We start from the raw sequence: 18,475 nt of genomic DNA, 5'->3' as shown, positions 1-18,475 counted from the left end.
TAATGTTTTTTTAAGGAAGCATAATGCCAAAATATAGATCACATACTACAACACATGGAAGAAACCAAGCCGGAGCTAGGGCCCTTTGGAGAGCAACGGGGATGGGTGATGGCGATTTTGAAAAACCTATCATTGCAGTAGTTAATTCTTTTACTCAGTTTGTACCAGGCCATGTTCATTTAAAAGATCTAGGTCAGCTGGTTGTCAGTGAAATTGAAAAAAATGGTGGTGTAGCCAAGGAATTTAATACCATTGCGGTTGATGATGGTATTGCGATGGGACATGATGGCATGCTGTACAGCCTGCCTAGTAGAGACCTGATAGCAGATTCAGTTGAATATATGGTCAATGCCCATTGTGCAGATGCGATGGTGTGCATTTCAAATTGTGACAAAATAACTCCAGGGATGCTAATGGCTGCGATGCGAATAAATATTCCAACAATTTTTGTATCAGGCGGCCCAATGGAAGCTGGAAAAGTTAAGTGGGGTATTGAAGAAGTTAAGGTTGATTTGGTGAGTCCGATGATTGCCTCTGGAGATAATAATGTTTCTGAATCTCAACTTGAAAGCTTGGAAAGATCTTCCTGCCCAACATGTGGTTCCTGTTCAGGAATGTTTACAGCAAATTCAATGAACTGTTTAACAGAAGCGCTTGGATTAAGTTTGCCTGGTAATGGGTCAACGCTTGCAACTCATGAAGCTAGAAAAAATTTATTCCTTGAGGCGGGCAAAAGAATTGTTGAGATCACTAAAAGGCACTACGAAGAGAATGATAGCTCTGTTTTGCCTAGATCAATTGGTTCAAAAAAAGCATTTGAGAATGCAATGAAACTTGATGTGGCAATGGGCGGTTCGACCAATACTGTTCTTCACCTTCTAGCAGCGGCAAAAGAAGCAGAAGTAGATTTCACGATGAGCGATATTGATCAGATTTCAAGAAAAACACCATGTGTTGCAAAGGTATCTCCGGCAACTCAAAAATATCACATGGAAGATGTTCATAGAGCCGGAGGAGTTTTTGGAATCTTAGCTGAGCTTAATAGAGGCGATCTCATTCATCGAGATGTACCAACTGTTCATTCAAAAACTATGGGAGAAGCCATTCAGACATATGACATAGTGACGACAGAGGATGAAAAAATAAAAAATTTTTTTCGAGCAGCTCCCGGTGGCGTGAGAACAACTCAGGCCTTTTCACAAAACAAATTGTGGCCAACATTGGATGATGATCGTCAAGGCGGATGTATTAGAAATATAAAAAATGCTTATTCCCAGGATGGTGGATTAGCTGTTTTATATGGAAATATTGCGAAGGAGGGCTGTATTGTTAAAACTGCCGGTGTTGATGAAGATATTTTAAAATTTTCTGGCAGAGTAAGGCTTTTTGAGTCTCAAGAAGCATCGATTAAGGCAATCCTTGGCGATCAAATTAAAGAGGGGGATATTGTGCTTATTACTTACGAGGGTCCCAAGGGCGGGCCGGGTATGCAAGAAATGTTGTATCCAACTTCATATCTTAAATCTAAAGGTCTCGGTAAATTATGTGCTCTTTTGACAGATGGTAGATTTTCTGGAGGTACATCTGGTCTGAGTATTGGGCATGTCTCCCCTGAAGCTGCTGAAGGTGGAGAAATTGGTTTGGTTGAAGAGGGGGATGAAATCGTGATTGATATTCCCAATAGGAGTATCAATGTTTCTTTATCGGATGATGAGCTTCAAAAAAGAAGACATCGTATGGAAAGTAAAGGTGCCCAAGCATGGAAACCTCAACCAAGAGAGAGAAAAATATCACAAGCATTAGAAGCGTATGCGCTAATGACAACCAGTGCAGCTAAGGGTGCAGTGCGGGATATTAATCAAATCAAATCATCATAAAATGACATCAAAGTACTTAAAAATTGAAGAAAGTAATGGATTGCAATATCTTAAAATTGACAATCCACTTGCTGAGGCGACTGTCTCTTTGCAAGGAGCTCATGTGTCTTGGTGGCGACCTAAGTCAGCAACGGAAGATATTTTATGGCTTTCAACGAATGCCCGCTTTGAAAAAGGAAGGTCAATCAGAGGTGGTGTACCTATTATTTGGCCATGGTTTGGTCAGCATCCTACAGATAACAGTTTTTGTATTCATGGTTTTGCAAGAGTCATTCCTTGGGAGCTTGTTAAATCTGAAGATTTAAAAAATGGTGCAACAAAATTAGCATTAAAAATGATGCCTACACAAGAGGTAAGAAAACAATTATCTTATGACTTTACATTAGAGCTGATAATTATTATTGGTGAAAGTTTAAGTATGAATTTAACGACAACAAATAACTCAAGTTTTCCATTTGTTATTTCCGAGGGTTTTCATACTTATTTTTATATCTCCGATATCGAAAATATTAAAATAAAAGGTTTAGAAAGTGCGGTCCTAACTGATAAGGTAAATAATTTTAAAAAAGATATAGAAGGAGAAGTCATTACTTTTAGTGGCTCTGAATTTGATAAAGTTTACTTGAATAACAGTAACGACTGCTTCATTGAGGATGAAAAATTTAATAGAGTGATTACCGTTAAAAAATCAAACAGCAATTCCACAGTAATCTGGACACCAGGGGAGAGTAAGGCAAAAAAAATGGGTGACATGGGAACTGATGCTGAATGGCGAAGAATGGTTTGTGTTGAAGCAGTTAATGCGTTAGAAAATAATGTTGTCATATATCCAGGAAAATCTCATACTATCGGCTCTGAAATTGCAGTCCAAGAATATTAAAACATATAAAACTTATCAATCCCGTTGGAACTTAATCTTAATTATTTAGACAAAGTTTAAATGAAAAAAATAATCTTACTTATTCCATTAATGCTTACCTTCTCCTTTTTACACGCTGATGAAATTGGTAAGCAGCTAGCTCAGGAAAGTGGATGTTTAGCTTGCCATTCTGTAAAAACTAAAGTTTTAGGCCCATCTTACCAAGATGTTTCCAAAAAATATAAGCAAGATAAAACAGCAAAATCCATGCTTGTAAAAAAAATAAAAGATGGCGGAAAAGGTAATTGGGGTAATGTACCGATGCCTCCACATCCCCAATTAAAAGAAAAAGATATTGAAAAGATAGTTACCTGGATCTTATCAATTTAATTTGCTGTTCTTAAACCCGTACATAAAGTAGATTGCCAAGCCAATTAGATTCCAAACAATGAATTTCAGCCACGTGTCTGTGGGAAGAAAAAAGATGAGAGAAGAGCAAGATAGAACTCCCAATACAGGAATTAACGGGTGATATTTATTTTTGAAAACCTTTTGTGATTTAATAATGTTTTGACTTCTTATTCTGATCACACCTATACAAACAAAAATAAATGCAGTTAGTGTGCCAATGTTAACAATTTCAGCTAAGTCACCGAGGGGAATCAATCCTGCAATAATTGATATCAAGACCCCTGTGATTAAAATTATACGCACGGGCGTTTTAGTTTTATTGTTGATCAAAGATAATTTTTTAGAAATCAGCTGATCATTACTGATAGCCAGAAGAATTCTGGTTAAAGCATAAAAAAGCACCAGGATTACTGTCGTAAGTCCGGATATAACTCCAGTAGCAACAAGAGCCGATGCCCCTTTGAATCCGATTTTCATTAAAGCATAAGCGACAGGGGATGATGTATCCAGCTCTTGGTAATTCACAACGCCTGTCAATAAAGCTGAAACAATAATATAGATGATGGTACAAAAAATTAATGAATAAATAATTCCTCGTGGGAGGTCACGTTGAGGATTGATAGCCTCATCGCCAGCAGTTGATACCGCATCAAAACCTACGTAAGCAAAAAAGACAATAGATGCTCCTGCAAGGACACCAATTGTGTTTCCATTGTCTAATTTTTCAAACCATCCATAAGGCATGAAGGGTTGCCAATTAGAAGTATCAACATTAAAAGCAGCAACAAATATAAATGTGAATATGGCTATTAATTTTACAAGAACCATAAGAGCATTAAATTTAACACTTTCTTTAACACCGATGATGAGCAAAATCATAATTAGGATTATGATTAATGAAGCCGGTAAGTTAATCAATCCTCCCTGGCTTGGACCTTTCGATAATGCTTCAGGAATTTCTAGTCCTATTGATGTTAACGTACCTTGAAAATAACCTGACCAACCATTGGCTACTGCAGCAATTGACATTCCATACTCCAACAACAAAATCCAGCCAATCATCCACGCAATAAGCTCACCAAAAGTAACGTAAGCATAGCCGTAAGCACTTCCACATCCACCCACTGAAGAGGAAAGTTCGGCATAAGAAAGAGCTGCAAAGGTACAGGCTAGACCTGAGATAACAAATGATAAAACTACCGCAGGTCCAGCAAGATTGGCAGCTGCAATACCTGTTAGCACAAAGATACCAGTTCCAATAATACAGCCTACTCCTAAAAGAGTTAGGTCAAAGGTGGAGAGACATCTTTTTAGACCGCTTGCTCCAGTATTAATACTTTTTTTTCTAAATAGCCGTTCAAACATTTTTTAACCAATCTTTTTTAATTAAAAAATTTTTATAAAGTTTTTCTTCTGCACTACCTTTCTCAGGAGTCCAATCATAACTCCAGTTTACTTTGGGCGGCATAGACATGAGGATAGATTCAGTTCTTCCTTTAGATTGAATGCCAAACAATGTTCCACGATCTTGGAGAAGATTAAATTCAACATACCTTCCTCTTCGGTAATGCTGAAAATTTTTATGATGTTCCGTAAATTTTTCTTTTTTTCTTTTTTGCACAATTGGCATATAAGCATTTAAAAATAAATCCCCGATCGAAAAAACAAATTTCGAGGTATCTGCAAAACCAAATTTGTTTAAATCATCAAAGAATATTCCACCCACTCCTCTGGGTTCATTTCTATGTTTTAAAAAAAAGTAGTCGTCACATTGATTCTTGTAATTAGCATAAAGACTCGTGTCAAATTTATCTAATCCATCTTTTAAAGTTTGATGAAAATGAATCACGTCCTCTTCAAATGGATAATACGGAGTTAAGTCCATACCACCTCCAAACCACCAGATATCATCATGTCCCTCTTTTGATGCAACAAAAAAACGAACATTTAGATGCACTGTAGGAATAAAGGGGTTAAAAGGATGGAAAACAAGTGAAACACCCATAGCTTCCCATTTTCGATTAACTATCTCGGGATGTGCATGAGTGGCGGATTGAGGGAGTTGAGAGCCATGAACATGGGAAAATCCAATTCCTGCTCTTTCAAAAACCTCCCCATTTTCAAGGATGCAGGTATTACCTCCACCACCCTCAGGCCTTTGCCATGAGTCATGAAGAAAGGTTTTAGATTCTGTCATTTCTATTGTTTCAATAATCTTATGCTGGAGCAATTGAAACTTATCGTTCACTAATTCTTTGTTAACCAATATTATTTCCTAATTATTTTTTTGGTTTCAAAATCAATAATTGTTGAGGGTCTTTTGTAATTTCCTACCCTTTCATTCATTATGATACAAGATTTGCTAGAAAAATTTCTGCAACAATGTCTCCATAACTTTAAACTTATTTGGCCAGAAAAGTTTGCACTGGTTGACGTAATAGGAAAATTTAAATTTTCTAAAGTTCTTTTTATTTTTTTATGATCTGGAATACGACACCCAATCTTTTCCTTTTTGGGAGAGAGTAATATTGGACTTCTTGGATTTTTTTTAAATAAGAAGGAAGTATGTTTTGGCCAGTCAGTAATATGTTGCAAATTTTTTTCTGAATGAGATACATATCGAAAAAATTTTTGTACCTTATCTGATATAAGTAAAAAAGATTTATTCTTGGATCTTTTTTTTATGATTAGTATTTTCTTAAGTGCATTAATATTGTTTGGATGACAGCCAATCCCAAAGCATGACTCAGTTGGGTGAATTAAAATTTTCCCTGTGAGTACTTTTCTTTGAATGCGAGGTGTAAGCAAATTAGTTTAATGCCTTTTTTCCTATATCTGTTCGAAATTGAACGCCATCAAAGTTAACAATATCAGTGAGTTTATAGGCCTCATCAAATGCTAATTGAAGATTCATGCCTTTTCCAGTCAAGCCAAGCACTCTTCCTCCATTAGTCAGAATATCACCATTTTCTTTTTTTGTTCCAGCATGAAAGACATACTGTGTTGGACTTTTAAAATTAGAATTTAAAATTTTCTTACCTTTTTCAGGAGTGTCAGGATAATTTTTAGCAGCTAATACCACAGTTAAAGCAAAATCATCCTCCCACATGGGCGTATGTTTGTTTAGCTGTCCATCGCATGCATCCTTGATTAATTCGTAAAGATCATTTTTCATTCTAAATAGAATCGGTTGTGTTTCAGGATCACCCATACGGCAGTTAAATTCCAATACCTTAATATTATTCTCATCAATCATTAAGCCAGCGTACAGAAACCCTTTAAAGGTAATTCCATCTTTTTTTAATCCAGAAATAGTTGGATGTATGACTTCATGCATTATTTTTTCATGAAGTTCAGGGGTAACAATTGGGGCGGGGGAATAAGCACCCATTCCGCCTGTATTAGGACCAAGGTCATTATCAAGAAGCCTTTTATGATCCTGACTGGATGCCATAGGAAAAATATTTTCACCATCGCTCATAACAATAAAACTGGCTTCCTCACCTCGGAGAAATTCTTCAATAACAATCGAGGATCCAGCATGCCCAAACTTATCATCCTCCAACATAAAGTCTACTGTTTGATGAGCTTCCTCTAATGAATTCGCAATGATTACACCCTTACCTGCTGCTAAACCATCAGCTTTAATAACAATAGGCACGGTTTGCTGTTGGTCAATATACTGATGTGCTAACTGAGGGTCGCTAAAAGAAGAATAGAATGCGGTTGGTATATTATGGCGGGTCATAAATTCTTTTGCATATTTTTTTGAGGACTCTAATTGCGCCGCTTCCTGTGAGGGCCCAAATATTTTTAGATGGTGTGCTTCAAATTTATCTACTATGCCCTCTGATAAGGGTTGTTCAGGACCCACTACAGTGAGATCAATAGAATTAATCTGAGCAAATTTAATTAATTCATCATGACCTGTGACATCAATGTTTTCAATTTTTGGTTCAGAATCTGAACCACCATTTCCTGGGGCCAAAAAAACTTTTGTGACATGCTCGCTTTGGGATATTTTCCATGCGAGTGCATGCTCTCTACCACCACTTCCAATAATTAAAACTTTCATTTTTTTTATATCTTTAATGTTTAAAATGACGAACTTTAGTAAACAGCATTACTAGTCCAAGTTCATTTGCAGCCTCGACCACTTCATCATCGCGAACACTGCCACCTGGTTGAATGACACATTTAGCACCAAATTTTGCTAGAACATCAATGCCATCTCGAAATGGAAAAAAAGCATCAGAAGCTACCACGCTGTTGCTAAGATCAAGGTTTGCGTTCTCAGCTTTGATAGCAGCAATTCGAGTACTGTCAACACGACTCATTTGTCCTGCACCCACTCCCAATGTCATATTATCTTTACAAAAAATAATAGCATTTGACTTCACATACTGTGCCACATGCCAAGCAAAGCTCATATCATTTAGTTGGTCTTGATTCGGTTTTAATTCACTTACAACTTCACATGCATTAATGTCGAAATCAATTTGATCGGGTGTTTGAATTAAGAAACCGCCTCCAATCTTTTTAAAATCGAAGTCATCAGATCCTGCTTTATTAGGAATTTCTAACACCCTAAGATTTTTTTTAGAATCAAAGATGTTAAGAGCATCCACAGAAAAACTTGGGGCAATAATTATTTCTGCAAATTGTTTATTTATTTCCTCAGCCGTTTCTCCATCAACGGAAAAGTTAAAAGCAATAATGCCTCCGAAGGCTGATGTTGGATCTGTCATGAAAGCTCTACGATACGCTTCTTTTGGCTTATCTGCCATTGCTGCACCACAAGGATTAGCATGTTTCACAATAACGCAAGATGATGCAGACATATTCTTTACACACTCCCAAGCATTTTCTGCATCATTTAAGTTATTGAAGGACAGTTCTTTACCTTGAATTTGATTAAAGTTTGATAGCGCTCCTGCATAGTTTGTTTTATGTTTGTAAAAAGCAGCCTGTTGATGTGGATTCTCGCCATATCTCATGTCCATTGCCTTTTCGAGTTGAATTGAAATATTTTTCGGAAATTTATCGCCGTCATTGTTAGCACTTTGTAGATATTGAAATATTGCCTGATCATAACTTGAGGTATGTTCAAATGCTTTCAAGGCAAACTCTTTTCTTAAATCAAAACTCACTTCCCCATTATTTTTATTTAACTCATCGATTAATGATTGGTAATCATTTGGACTGGTCACTATTGTGACATCCTGGTGATTTTTTGCCGATGAGCGAATCATTGCTGGACCACCAATATCAATATTCTCAATGGCATCCTCGTATGTTGAATTTGGATTTTCAATTGTTTTGACGAATGGATACAGGTTAATGATAACTAGATCAATAGTCTCGATATTATGATCTTTGAGTGTACGCATATGATCATCTGATTCTCTTTTTGCGAGTATCCCACCATGAATTATCGGATTTAGAGTTTTTACTCGTCCATCAAGCATTTCTGGAAAACCAGTATGATCCGAAACTTCAATCACGTCGATTCCTGCTTCTTTTAAAGTATTAGCACTTCCGCCAGTGGAAAGAATTTTAATTCCAAAAGAATTAAGTGTGGCTCCGAGTTCAACTAAGCCTGATTTATCTGAAACGCTTATTAATGCTGTTTTTATTTTATTCATAGTTAATAGTTAAGATTGTAAAACTCTAGTTTTTTTCTTAATGTATTTCGATTAAGGCCTAATATTTTTGCTGCTTTGGTTTGATTGCCTTGAGCATAATTCATAATATAGATGAGCAGTGGTTTTTCAACAGAATGTAAAACCATGTTGTAAACGTCATTAGGTTTTTCCCCATCAAGATCTTTAAAATAATTATCCAATAACGTTTCTATTTTATCCTGAAGGTTCTTACCCATAATCTATGCTGGCTCCAGAGTATCTTCGTAGGATATGAAGTTAGAATTTTGTTTTTGACTTTCAAAAAAATCTTTTATGAAATTAAGCTGTTCTTGATTGTCATTGATTAAATTCATTTTTGCGCGAAACATAGCTGAATTCTTTAACCCTTTTGTATACCAGGATATATGCTTTCTTGCGATTTTAAGACCGGATTCTTCACCATAAAAATCATAAAGATCAGTCACGTGCTCAATAGTTGTTTTTTCAACTTCATGAATGGTTGGTGGAGATAGGTAATCTCCTGTTTTTATGTAGTGATCAATTTCACGGAAAATCCAAGGTCTTCCTTGAGCAGCTCGACCAATCATTACTCCGTCAGCAGCAGTCTTTTTAAGAACATGCAGAGCTTTTTCGGGTGTTGTGATATCACCATTAGCAATTACAGGAATTTTGATTTGATCTTTTACTGCTGCAATCGTTTCATACTCAGCATCACCTGTATAGTGACATGCTCTGGTTCGCCCATGAATAGCAAGAGCCTGAATGCCTGAATTTTCTGCAATTTTTGCAATGGTGATTGCATTTTTATTCTGTTTATCCCATCCGGTTCTAATTTTCAAAGTGACTGGAATAGGTGAAGCTTTGACAACGGCTTCTAAAATTCTTTTAACGAGATCCTCATGCTGAAGAAGAGCTGAGCCTGCCATAACATTACATATTTTTTTTGCTGGACAGCCCATATTAATGTCGATAATCTGAGCTCCTTTGTCGGCATTGTACTGCGCAGCTTCAGCCATCATTTGTGGATCAGCTCCAGCAATTTGAACAGATATTGGCTCAACTTCGCCATCATGGTTTGCTCTTCGAATAGTTTTTGAGCTTCCATACAGAAGAGAGTTAGATGTAACCATTTCACTCACAGCCATCCCGGCTCCATATTTTTTGCAAAGCTGTCTAAATGGTCGGTCGGTTACTCCAGCCATCGGAGCAACAATAATGTTATTTTTTAAAGTGTAAGGACCTATTCGCATTTTTTGTTTTTGATTGAAATGAGTTGCCTATTTTATAGGCAATAAGGGTTTTTTAAAAGTGATAACCTAATTCTTTTACGTATTTTTTTACCATTTCCATTGCAGACAATACTTGCCGTTTATCACCTTTGACGCCAATCTCTACTTGTTTTTGCGGAGTTATTTTAGGCAGGCTATACATTTTTACCAAGGGAAAGTCATTTTCAATTTGGTTCATTAAATCAATAAGCAAACTTTCTGCAATATTAGGAATGATAATCGACTGATCAAATTCAATTTTATTGGATGGAGGAAGCTTATTTTTAAATATCCACTCCATCATTGGCCATGCCATTTCCGGAAAACCTGGCATAAAAAAATGTTTATTTATACAAAAACCCGGAATCATGTTTATTGAATTCGGTATTAACTCAGATCCATCTGGAAGGTCTGCCATCAGAATTCTTTTAGGATAGGCCTCTTTCCCAAACTTATTCTCAATTAATTTTACTGCATCAGCATGTTGAGTTAGAAGCTTGTTATGTGCATTGGCAGCACTTAATCTTGTGTGATCATCTGGCGTTGCACCAATACCTCCAAAACAAAAAATAATTTTATCTTTTAAATTTTCAATTTTTGATTGAATTTCATACTCACTATCAGGCAAGTAGGTGACGCTTTTAATTAAATAATTATTTTGTTTTACTAAATCCAGAGATTTTTTAAAGTGCTTATCTTCTCTTTTTCCTGAAAGAATTTCGTCACCAATAATGATTAAATGTATTTCATTTCTATCCATTTAGTGCGCCTCTTCCCAATTCATGCCTGATCCCAAATCGGCAATCAATGGAACATCTAATTTGGCTACATTCGACATGATCTTAGGAATCTCAGTTTTGATCATATCTAGCTCAGCATTTGGAACCTCAAGAACAAGTTCGTCATGTACTTGCATAACAATTAAGGTTTCCAATTTATTGTCTACTATCCATTGTTGAACATTATTCATTGCCATTTTGATTAAATCGGCTGCAGTACCCTGCATCGGAGCATTAATAGCTGCTCTTTCTGCAGCTGCTCGCTGTATCCCATTAGAGCTATTGATTAATGGGACCCATAATCTTCTGCCAAAGACTGTTTCAACATATCCTTGTTCTTTTGCAATCAATTTTCCCTGGTCCATATAGTTTTTAACCCCAGGATATTTTTCAAAGTATTGATCAATAAAGTTTTTAGCAGAGTTTCTATCAATATTAAGGGTTTGAGATAATCCAAAAGCGCTCATACCATAAATCAAACCAAAATTAATTACCTTGGCAAACCTCCTTTGTTCTGAACTTACCGAAGCATCATTGGTGTTAAAAATCGCACTTGCCGTTGATTTATGAATATCTTCATTTTGATTAAAAGCATCCAAAAGTCCAGGATCTTTGGATAAATGCGCCATAATTCTAAGTTCAATTTGAGAATAATCACAAGAGACAATCTGACTATCAGAATTTGCTATAAAAGCTTCTCGAACCTTTCTTCCCTCTTTTGTCTTGATTGGAATATTTTGTAAATTAGGTTCTGAGCTAGCCAATCTTCCAGTGATTGCAACAGCTTGATTGTAGCTGGTATGGATTCTTTTTGTGTTGAGATTAACCATCTTAGGAAGTTTGTCAGTGTAAGTATTTTTTAGTTTACTCAAACTTCTGTGTTCCAAAATAACTTGTGGAAGTGCATGATCATGTGACAGTTCTTCAAGGACATCCTCGCTCGTTGACGGTGTGCCGGTTGGCGTTTTTTTTCTAGGGATAATTTTCATTTTGTCAAAAAGAATCTCACGTAACTGCTTAGGTGATGACAAATTGAATGGTTGTTCGGCTATTTGGTATGCTTCATTTTCGAGATTGAGAATTTTTAAACCTAGATCTTGGCTTTGATCACTCAAGATTTTTTCTGAAATTAATACGCCGTTGCGCTCGATATAAAATAGCGTAAGTAGCGACGGTATTTCTATTTCTTTGTAGATATAATTTAATTTTGGTTCAGCAGTAATTTTTTTATTGAGATGCTCGTAGAGTTGCAATGTGACATCAGCATCTTCTGACGCATATCGGTATGCATCAGTAATTGAAACTTGATCAAAAGTGAGCTGTTTTACACCCTTTCCAACAATGGATTCAAAGCTAATGCAATCATGATCTAAATATTTTTTTGCAAGCTTGTCCATCCCGTGAGATTCAGTACTGTCAATGACATAACTCATGATCATAGTATCTTCAATTGGACCTTTGAAGGTGACATCAAAATTTTTTAAAACATGCATGTCATATTTAATATTCTGGCCAACTTTTGTAATATTTTCGTTTTCAGTAATTGATTTAATTTTATTTAAAACCTGCTTTAAAGATAGTTGGGAAATAGACATGTCTTGATGTTGCAAGGGGATGTAGCATGCCTTCCCTGCCTGGTAAGCTAGAGAAATTCCAACCAGTCGTGCTTCCATAAAATTTAAGGAATCTGTTTCTGTGTCGAGTATGCAGAGATTATTTTGTTCAATTTGAGTAATCCAATGATCAAGATCACTCTCTGTATTCACAATAGAGTAATCTTGGTTTTGATTAAATTCTGCTTGAGTTTGACTGTTTGAAGAATGGAGGGCGACGTCAGTAACAGAATCTTCAAATTCTTTCTTAAGCCATGAGCTGAAGTTGTAGTGTTGGTAAATTTTATGCAATTCTTTTTTGTCTTGTTCGGTTTTTATGCAGTCATCAAATAAAACATTCATTTCCACATCTTTTTTTATAGTAATGAGTGATTTTCCGGTAGGGAGCCATTCAATTGCATTTTTGAGGTGTGTACCTACTGCCCCAGAAATTTGATCGGAGTTAACGATGATATTGTCAAGGTCACCGAATTCATTGAGCCATTTAACCGCTGTCTTAGGACCCACCTTGTCAACACCTGGAATATTATCAGCCTTATCTCCTATGAGGGTTAAATAATCAATAATTTTTTCTGGAGGAACTCCAAATTTTTTTAACACACCTTCAACATCAAGAACCTCATTGGTCATAGTATTGACAAGAGTGACATTCTTATTGACAAGTTGTGCTAGGTCTTTATCACCTGTGGAAATAATGACTTCCATGTCTTGTTTTTCTGCATTTTTAGCAAGTGTTCCAATGACATCATCAGCTTCTACCCCTTCTATGGATAACATTGAGATACCAAGTGCATGGATTGCTTTTTTTAGAGGCTCAATTTGGATAGCAAGATCTTCAGGCATATGAGGTCTATTTGCCTTGTAATCAGAATAAATATCGTTCCGAAAAGTTTTACCTTTAGCATCAAAAACACAAACAACATAGTCTGAAGAGTATTCAGTTATAGTCTTTTTTAACATATTCAGAACACCATAAATAACTCCAGAAGGCTCATTATTTTGATTTCTTAAATCAGGAAGAGCATGGTATGCTCTATACAGATATGATGATCCATCGATAAGTAGTATTTTTTTCATATAATTTTATTATGGCCGAATCAAAAAAAAATCCTAGTAATAGTTTGTCAGATTTATTGATGCAAAATGAATTTGACAATGAGTCATGGCACGCATTTGAAATTGTATCTGAATATGTGAGTGCTACCCAATCTTTAGATCGAATTACACCTGCAATTTCTTTTTTTGGAAGCGCTCGATCAAAACCAGCAGATAAATATTACAACTTGAGTGAAGAGATTGCTTTTAAATTATCCGAGTCAGGATTTAACATTATTACTGGCGGCGGACCTGGTCTAATGGAAGCTGCAAGTAAAGGTGCTTTTAATGGAAAATCTAAAAGTATCGGCTTAAATATTATTCTTCCAAAGGAACAGAACCCGAACTCATATCAAGACATCAGTATTAACTTTAAATATTTTTTTATGAGAAAAGTAATGTTCGTAAAGTATGCTTTTGCTTATGTAGTTGCACCAGGAGGATTTGGGACTCTTGATGAATTTTCTGAGGTACTAACTTTAATTCAAACTAATAAATCAAAAAAGGTCCCTGTTATTTTAGTTGGTGTTGATTTTTGGCAAGGCTTACAAGATTGGTTGCAGAATAAAATTATTCAAGAAAAATTTGCTGAGCAAGAAGATTTAAGTATTTTTAAGATGAGCGATGATCCTAATGATATTGTAAATTTTATATTTGATTGTTACTACAGGAAAGATAATGATCTTTCTTTTAAAAGCAATAACCTAAATATTCATTTATAATTAACCTGATTATTTAAAGGAATATTAAAAGCATGACAAAAATTTTCACTATATTTTTACTAGCTGCGATTCTTCCATTTACTACTGTTGCTTACTCTGCGGGTGAACTTGACCCTCCAGAAACTAATTACGATTATGATCCATCCATCGATCAACCAGAGATTACCATTAGAGAAGAAAAAGATGAGTTCATTGAGGAGTATAGAATGAATGGAAATCTTTACATGATGAAAGTAACCCCAAAAAACATGCCTTCATATTATTTGATAAAGCATGAACAAAATGGAGAATGGGTTAGGGAAGATACTGAAGGAAAGGCCATTTCATTACCTATGTGGGTAATTGGTGAATTCTAAAACAATTTATGGCGGTTTATACATCTCTTAGCCAATCCGAAGTTGAAACTTTTATCAGCAAATTTAATATTGGAAAATTAAAAAGCTACGCAGGTATCTCTGGTGGCGTCACAAATAGTAACTTTTTTATCAACACGGATAGCTGTGAGGCCGTCTTAACTATTTTTGAAGAACTTAATTTTGAAGATCTAGATTATTATTTCAGCTTTATGCAACATTTATCAACTCATGGATTTTCATGTCCCAAACCTATTTCGGATAGTAATAATAATCTTATCCATGATTTAAAAGGTAAACCTGCCGCATTAATTTCTAAACTGCCAGGAAAAGTTTTTGAGGAGATTAATGATCATCAACTTATTGAACTTGCAAAATCTTTTGCCGAAATGCATCTAATTTCACTTAAATTTAATACTCAGAAAAAAAATGAGAGAGATTTACAATGGATGAAGGATACGTTTTCCATGTTCGCTAATAAAATTTCCTCTGAGCAAAGAGAGCTGATTAATGAGGAATTATCATTCTTGGAAAATTTATCTGAAAATCTTCCTCGCGGAGTGATTCATGCTGATTTATTTAGAGATAATGTTTTATTTGAGGAAAATAGATTAGGTGGAATTATTGATTTTTACTATGCATGTAATGATTTCTTTATTTATGATATTGCAATAGTGATTAATGATTGGTGTATTGACCCTAATGGCAAAATTATAGATAGAAAGAAAAAATTATTTATCGAAGCCTATGATTCCATCAGACAACTCAATAACAATGAGCATGAAGCATTAAATTCATACCTTAGATTAGCGGCAATGAGATTCCTGATTTCAAGATTTAGAGATCAGTTTAATGAAAAAGATGCTGAATTGAACACAATAAAAGATCCATTATTCTTTTATGAAATTTTAAAAAATAGAAGGCAGAGTTTAAATTGAATGCTATTCGTCAAACGCAATCTTGGCTAAGAGATATTTTCCTGATTTTAAAAAAAACAAAAAATTATTCTCTGATGATTGGTTACACGTATTTATTCATTTTTCTGGTGTTGCCATCTTTACCTCTCATACAATTCTTATCTCCAATTGTGATAATTTTATGGCCTGTGGTGGTGGTACAAATTATCACTTTTTATCAAAGCCAAGAAAATAAAAAAATTTCAATTTTTAAACTTGATAGTCAATTAAAAAAAAGTATCCCCCAGTTGCTGAGAATTGGGTTAATTACCTTTTTTTATGCATTGCTCGTGTCAACCTTTTTATCACCACAAATGCAAAGTATTGTAGAGCAGGCAAATGCTGGAGACTCGGTTATAGAAGCAGCGGTCTTCATAAAGTTAATATTAAAGTTATTTTTATTCATGTTGCCTTTGTTTGCAGCGACTTGGTTTTCACCAATGATTATTGTCTTCCGGGGTGAGGGTGTATTCAAAGCTTTAAAATCCAGTATTGCGGCAATATTAATATATATCATTCCTTTATTGATGACTTGGGCGTCAATGATTGTAATTTTTGCCTTATTGATTTATGTCTTGCAAAATTTCTTATTACTTTTTGGATTTTCTCAAGCAGTATATATTGCTGTATCCACTGTTGTAATTTTCAGCTTAACTGCCGTATATATTGCAGCTTTATTTATTTTTCAGTTTCTTGGATATAAGCAGATATTTAAATTATAGTTTTTCTAATTTAGCAAATTCAAGAGCAAGCCATTTTGTTCCAGCTTTCGAAAATTGAACCTGAACACGCAGATCATTCAAGGATCCTTCATAGGATAACACGACACCATTACCAAATTTTTTATGCAATACCTGTGATCCAATCTTGAAAGGATATTCTGAGTTACTGAAACTTTGTGTCACTTGTCTTGGTTGATTATATTGTCTAATCTGAGGCGTTTCGATTACATTGATTTTTTTAATTAGATTCTCTGGAATTTCATCGAGAAATCTAGAAGATAGATTGTATTGAGTTTGTCCATACATAAGCCTTGATTGAGCATAAGTCAGGTATAAATTTTCTCGGGCCCTGGTTACAGCGACATACATCAACCTTCTTTCCTCTTCCAAACCATCTGCTTCAATAAGACTTTGTTCATGAGGACATAAGCCTTCTTCAAGACCGGTAATAAAGACAATATCAAACTCTAAGCCCTTAGCTGAATGGATTGTCATTAACTGAAGTGCATCTTGATTTGCCTTTGCTTGTAATTCCCCACTTTCAAGAGAGGTATAGTTTAAAAATTCTGTTAACTCAAGATTTTTATCTTCCCCATTAAAATTTTCTGAGAAGGTGGTTGCTGCAGAAACTAATTCCTCCAGATTTGATACTCTATCTTGCCCATCCTTATCGTTTATATAGTGACTTTTTAATCCACTGTAATTAATAACAACATCCATTGATTCCGCTAGAGTTAAACCTTGAATCTCATCTTCTATTTTTCGAATTAAATCAATAAAATAAGAAATTCCTTTTTCTGAAGTAGGAGTTTTATAGGATGATTTTGCAGCTTCCCACAAGCTTGTATTATTTATTTTTGAGATGTCTTGAAGTGATTCTAAAGACCGATTACCTATGCCTCTTGCCGGGAAGTTCACTATTCTTAAGAAGGCATTATCATCTTGCTTATTCGCAATCAAGCGAAGGTAAGCCAGCGCATGCTTCACTTCTGCGCGTTCAAAGAATCTCAATCCTCCATACACTCTATAAGGGATGTTATTAGATACCATGTTGTGCTCAAGAATTCTTGATTGAGCATTGCTTCTATATAAAATGGCAATATTTCGGAAGCACTTTCCTTTTCTATGCCACATTTTTATTTCATCTAAAATATATTGAGCTTCATCTGAATCAGATAGCGCCCTAAACACTTTTATTGGATCGCCATCACCAGCAGCAGTCCACAAGTCTTTGCCTAGTCTTTTTTCATTATTTTTTATAATTTCATTTGCAGCATTTAATATATTATTTTTGGAGCGATAATTTTGTTCTAGTTTAATAACTTTTTTAATGTTGAAATCATGTTGCAATGATTGCATATTTCCCACATTTGCCCCACGAAATGCATAGATCGATTGATCATCATCCCCAACAGCAAAAATAATATTATTTTTACCAGTTAATAATTTTAACCAGCGGTATTGAAGTTCGCTGGTATCCTGAAATTCATCTACAAGGACATGATGAAATCTATTCTGATAATGCGCTCTTATAATTTCATTATTGACTAAAATCTCATACGATCGAAGGAGTAGTTCACCAAAATCTGCAACACCCTCTCTTTGGCACTGTTTTTCATATTCAAGGTATATTTCATTAATTTTCTGAGTGTGCGCATCGTACGTTTTAACATCTTTTGCACGCATGCCGTTTTCTTTAGATCCGTTAATATGATATTGAATTTCTTTTGGAGTTATTTTATCAGGATCAATTTGTAAAATTTTGCATAATCTTTTAATGGCAGATAATTGATCACTGCTATCTAAAATTTGAAAAGTCTGAGGAAGGTTTGCCTCTTTGAAATGCAATCTTAAAAAACGGTTACATAAGCCATGAAAGGTTCCTACCCACATTCCTCTTGGATTCATTCCTAGCTGCGAAGAGATTCTGGATAACATTTCATTTGCCGCCTTATTGGTAAAAGTGACGGCCAAAATTCCATTGGGTGAGACGATTTGGTTATGTATCAGCCAACTAATTCTTGAAGTCAATACTTTAGTTTTGCCGCTTCCCGCACCGGCTAAGATGAGGGCAGATTCATTTTGGAGTTGAACTGCTTCTGACTGTTTTTCGTTAAGGTCTTTTAAATAATCTAATTGCATGGATCATGATGCTACCTTATTTTTTTTATTTTT

At 35.2% G+C, this 18,475-nt stretch carries 17 protein-coding genes; 7 read left to right on the top strand and 10 right to left on the bottom strand.

All coding sequences use genetic code 11. The features are described 5' to 3' along the window. The first annotated feature begins 23 nt into the window (after positions 1 to 23). Genes ilvD through QFA95_RS05725 form a run of 3 tightly spaced genes read left to right on the top strand, consistent with a single transcriptional unit; the run spans position 24 to position 3,126 of the window. Entirely contained in the window at positions 24 to 1,877 is a 1,854-nt protein-coding gene (gene ilvD / locus QFA95_RS05735) for a dihydroxy-acid dehydratase (RefSeq protein ID WP_486462579.1), read from the top strand. A 1-nt stretch (position 1,878) separates the two neighbouring features. Continuing rightward, the gene (locus tag QFA95_RS05730; RefSeq protein WP_486462578.1) at positions 1,879 to 2,757 is read left to right on the top strand and encodes a D-hexose-6-phosphate mutarotase; all 879 of its coding nucleotides are present in this window, start codon (positions 1,879 to 1,881) and stop codon (positions 2,755 to 2,757) included. A 60-nt stretch (positions 2,758 to 2,817) separates the two neighbouring features. Further along, positions 2,818 to 3,126 carry a c-type cytochrome gene (locus QFA95_RS05725; RefSeq protein ID WP_486462577.1) on the top strand — a complete coding sequence of 103 codons (309 nt, stop codon included), beginning with the start codon at positions 2,818 to 2,820 and terminating at the stop codon, positions 3,124 to 3,126. Here QFA95_RS05725 and QFA95_RS05720 read toward each other — a convergent pair. Genes QFA95_RS05720 through polA form a run of 9 tightly spaced genes read right to left on the bottom strand, consistent with a single transcriptional unit; the run spans position 3,118 to position 13,529 of the window. After that, entirely contained in the window at positions 3,118 to 4,512 is a 1,395-nt protein-coding gene (locus tag QFA95_RS05720) for an amino acid permease (RefSeq protein WP_486462576.1), read from the bottom strand. The two genes, QFA95_RS05725 and QFA95_RS05720, sit on opposite strands and share 9 nt — an antisense overlap. Further along, positions 4,505 to 5,413 carry an oxygen-dependent coproporphyrinogen oxidase gene (hemF, locus tag QFA95_RS05715; RefSeq protein WP_486462575.1) on the bottom strand — a complete coding sequence of 303 codons (909 nt, stop codon included), beginning with the start codon at positions 5,411 to 5,413 and terminating at the stop codon, positions 4,505 to 4,507. The genes QFA95_RS05720 and hemF overlap by 8 nt, the downstream gene beginning before the upstream one ends. A gap of 2 nt (positions 5,414 to 5,415) precedes the next feature. Next, positions 5,416 to 5,955 carry an L-threonylcarbamoyladenylate synthase gene (locus QFA95_RS05710; RefSeq protein ID WP_486462574.1) on the bottom strand — a complete coding sequence of 180 codons (540 nt, stop codon included), beginning with the start codon at positions 5,953 to 5,955 and terminating at the stop codon, positions 5,416 to 5,418. 1 nt (position 5,956) lies between these two features. Beyond that, entirely contained in the window at positions 5,957 to 7,222 is a 1,266-nt protein-coding gene (gene purD, locus QFA95_RS05705; protein WP_486462573.1) for a phosphoribosylamine--glycine ligase, read from the bottom strand. A gap of 13 nt (positions 7,223 to 7,235) precedes the next feature. After that, positions 7,236 to 8,792: a bifunctional phosphoribosylaminoimidazolecarboxamide formyltransferase/IMP cyclohydrolase gene (gene purH, locus QFA95_RS05700; RefSeq protein WP_486462572.1), complete on the bottom strand. Its 1,557-nt coding sequence runs from the start codon at positions 8,790 to 8,792 to the stop codon at positions 7,236 to 7,238. Positions 8,793 to 8,794: 2 nt separating this feature from the next. Next, a complete protein-coding gene (gene fis / locus QFA95_RS05695) occupies positions 8,795 to 9,028 on the bottom strand; it encodes a DNA-binding transcriptional regulator Fis (protein ID WP_486462571.1) in 234 nt (77 codons plus the stop codon). Positions 9,029 to 9,031: 3 nt separating this feature from the next. Next, complete coding sequence (gene dusB / locus QFA95_RS05690) at positions 9,032 to 10,042, bottom strand: tRNA dihydrouridine synthase DusB (protein WP_486462570.1); 1,011 nt, start codon at positions 10,040 to 10,042, stop codon at positions 9,032 to 9,034. A 52-nt stretch (positions 10,043 to 10,094) separates the two neighbouring features. After that, a complete protein-coding gene (locus QFA95_RS05685; protein ID WP_486462569.1) occupies positions 10,095 to 10,820 on the bottom strand; it encodes a competence/damage-inducible protein A in 726 nt (241 codons plus the stop codon). Then, entirely contained in the window at positions 10,821 to 13,529 is a 2,709-nt protein-coding gene (gene polA, locus QFA95_RS05680) for a DNA polymerase I (protein ID WP_486462568.1), read from the bottom strand. Between the two features lie 11 nt (positions 13,530 to 13,540). Between polA and QFA95_RS05675 the strand changes: the two genes are divergently transcribed. The 4 genes from QFA95_RS05675 to QFA95_RS05660 are packed head-to-tail and all read left to right on the top strand — an operon-like array spanning position 13,541 to position 16,300. Then, complete coding sequence (locus tag QFA95_RS05675) at positions 13,541 to 14,269, top strand: LOG family protein (RefSeq protein WP_486462567.1); 729 nt, start codon at positions 13,541 to 13,543, stop codon at positions 14,267 to 14,269. 32 nt (positions 14,270 to 14,301) lie between these two features. Beyond that, positions 14,302 to 14,625: a DUF2782 domain-containing protein gene (locus tag QFA95_RS05670; protein WP_486462566.1), complete on the top strand. Its 324-nt coding sequence runs from the start codon at positions 14,302 to 14,304 to the stop codon at positions 14,623 to 14,625. A gap of 8 nt (positions 14,626 to 14,633) precedes the next feature. Further along, entirely contained in the window at positions 14,634 to 15,560 is a 927-nt protein-coding gene (locus QFA95_RS05665) for a homoserine kinase (protein ID WP_486462565.1), read from the top strand. Then, on the top strand, positions 15,557 to 16,300 hold the full coding sequence (locus QFA95_RS05660; protein WP_486462564.1) for a hypothetical protein: 744 nt from the start codon (positions 15,557 to 15,559) through the stop codon (positions 16,298 to 16,300). Before QFA95_RS05665 ends, QFA95_RS05660 begins: the two co-directional genes overlap by 4 nt. On the opposite strand, the gene QFA95_RS05655 is transcribed toward QFA95_RS05660, so the two are convergent. Then, the gene (locus QFA95_RS05655; protein ID WP_486462563.1) at positions 16,295 to 18,442 is read right to left on the bottom strand and encodes a UvrD-helicase domain-containing protein; all 2,148 of its coding nucleotides are present in this window, start codon (positions 18,440 to 18,442) and stop codon (positions 16,295 to 16,297) included. The genes QFA95_RS05660 and QFA95_RS05655 overlap by 6 nt on opposite strands. Between the last annotated feature and the right edge of the window lie 33 nt (positions 18,443 to 18,475).

It is taken from the genome of Candidatus Methylolitoribacter marinus, from assembly GCF_051853155.1.
Taxonomy (GTDB): domain Bacteria; phylum Pseudomonadota; class Gammaproteobacteria; order Burkholderiales; family Methylophilaceae; genus BACL14.
This window is presented reverse-complemented; position numbering and strand designations above follow the sequence as displayed.

What these genes read in the sequence shown, in the direction of transcription:
- ilvD (WP_486462579.1), top strand. Translation starts at nt 24, where the DNA reads ATGCCAAAATATAGATCACATACTACAACACATGGAAGAAACCAAGCC.
- QFA95_RS05730 (WP_486462578.1), top strand. Translation starts at nt 1,879, where the DNA reads ATGACATCAAAGTACTTAAAAATTGAAGAAAGTAATGGATTGCAATAT.
- QFA95_RS05725 (WP_486462577.1), top strand. Translation starts at nt 2,818, where the DNA reads ATGAAAAAAATAATCTTACTTATTCCATTAATGCTTACCTTCTCCTTT.
- QFA95_RS05720 (WP_486462576.1), bottom strand. Translation starts at nt 4,512, where the DNA reads ATGTTTGAACGGCTATTTAGAAAAAAAAGTATTAATACTGGAGCAAGC.
- purD (WP_486462573.1), bottom strand. Translation starts at nt 7,222, where the DNA reads ATGAAAGTTTTAATTATTGGAAGTGGTGGTAGAGAGCATGCACTCGCA.
- purH (WP_486462572.1), bottom strand. Translation starts at nt 8,792, where the DNA reads ATGAATAAAATAAAAACAGCATTAATAAGCGTTTCAGATAAATCAGGC.
- fis (WP_486462571.1), bottom strand. Translation starts at nt 9,028, where the DNA reads ATGGGTAAGAACCTTCAGGATAAAATAGAAACGTTATTGGATAATTAT.
- dusB (WP_486462570.1), bottom strand. Translation starts at nt 10,042, where the DNA reads ATGCGAATAGGTCCTTACACTTTAAAAAATAACATTATTGTTGCTCCG.
- QFA95_RS05685 (WP_486462569.1), bottom strand. Translation starts at nt 10,820, where the DNA reads ATGGATAGAAATGAAATACATTTAATCATTATTGGTGACGAAATTCTT.
- polA (WP_486462568.1), bottom strand. Translation starts at nt 13,529, where the DNA reads ATGAAAAAAATACTACTTATCGATGGATCATCATATCTGTATAGAGCA.
- QFA95_RS05675 (WP_486462567.1), top strand. Translation starts at nt 13,541, where the DNA reads ATGGCCGAATCAAAAAAAAATCCTAGTAATAGTTTGTCAGATTTATTG.
- QFA95_RS05670 (WP_486462566.1), top strand. Translation starts at nt 14,302, where the DNA reads ATGACAAAAATTTTCACTATATTTTTACTAGCTGCGATTCTTCCATTT.
- QFA95_RS05665 (WP_486462565.1), top strand. Translation starts at nt 14,634, where the DNA reads ATGGCGGTTTATACATCTCTTAGCCAATCCGAAGTTGAAACTTTTATC.
- QFA95_RS05655 (WP_486462563.1), bottom strand. Translation starts at nt 18,442, where the DNA reads ATGCAATTAGATTATTTAAAAGACCTTAACGAAAAACAGTCAGAAGCA.